1 protein-coding gene is annotated in these 1,046 nt (G+C 31.1%); it reads right to left on the bottom strand.

Features of this window, described 5'->3' with window-relative positions; all coding sequences use genetic code 11:
- Positions 1-287: 287 nt before the first annotated feature.
- Complete coding sequence (locus tag DNU06_RS17490) at positions 288-899, bottom strand: hypothetical protein (RefSeq protein ID WP_146239328.1); 612 nt, start codon at positions 897-899, stop codon at positions 288-290.
- Between the last annotated feature and the right edge of the window lie 147 nt (positions 900-1,046).

Here is a 1,046-nt window from a genome sequence, read left to right as displayed (position 1 = left end):
TCCGCTAATACTAGCGAAACTTCTCGGTCTCTCTAATGTTTTTACTTGGCTTCAAAACATTTCTTTCTGATGGTCAACACGTTCCTAAAAAGACAACTTCCTCGCTCCAATTAAAATTGCCAGTCCCTTCGCACCAAATTATTTTTCTAAACCGTGGGTGCAAGCTGCTGAACTAATACCACTCAAATTTTGCATTTTTAAATACTTTAGGTTGCCATGGGAACAGTCCACTATAATCTTTAGATTACTGTTTTTTTTAATGCTTTCCCACTTGTTGTTACCTGTATTTATTTAATTGTTAATGCACTAAAAATGTCAACTATGTTTGTAAAGTTTCTAAGCTCATAAACATGTGTGTAAAAATCGGCAAAATCTTCAGGATTGCAATAGTTATATTGTCTGTATAGATATCCAATTTTAAATTGAATATTATAGCATATTCCTCCACACCCAATTCCCATTCCAGTGCCATAAAATTCATTTGTCCCAGGATTGTACGAATACTTTTCTGTTTTTAAGCTGTCTTGATCTGGCAATGAAAATATATTATTTGTAACTAGTTTAGAAAAAAGAGTGTCTATATTGGTTTTTGAAGTTATATCTTTTGAAATTAGAGAGTCAGTATTAGGTTTGAAAGAATAAAATTTTGCGTTCCATTTTTCATTAAATGTTAAAATTAGATACTCCGTATGTTTGGGTGTAGAACTTGTTTTAAATCGAATTTCAATTTTATTATTAGACTCCAAAATTGATTCTAATGGAGATTTATTAATTCTCTTTTTAAATGTTGTAGTGTCTGAAATAACGTAACCCACATAAATAGCACTGTCCGTAGTCTGAGCATCTAATGCAAAGCCGCCGAATAGGAACATTATTATGGAGATTAGCTTTTTCATCATTCCGACTAACGTTTTTGTTTCGTTCTGGAAAAACAAGTGTTAGTATTTCTGTTTTTCAATCGTATTTTTTTATTTTTTTCAGCTAATTAAACTTTAGCTTAAAGTAATTATTTGTTTTTTCCACAAAGGAAGGAATTGCTTATAACG

It is taken from the genome of Putridiphycobacter roseus (genome assembly GCF_003234935.1).
Lineage (GTDB): Bacteria > Bacteroidota > Bacteroidia > Flavobacteriales_D > Crocinitomicaceae > Putridiphycobacter > Putridiphycobacter roseus.
This window is presented reverse-complemented; position numbering and strand designations above follow the sequence as displayed.

What these genes read in the sequence shown, in the direction of transcription:
- DNU06_RS17490 (WP_146239328.1), bottom strand. Translation starts at nt 899, where the DNA reads ATGATGAAAAAGCTAATCTCCATAATAATGTTCCTATTCGGCGGCTTT.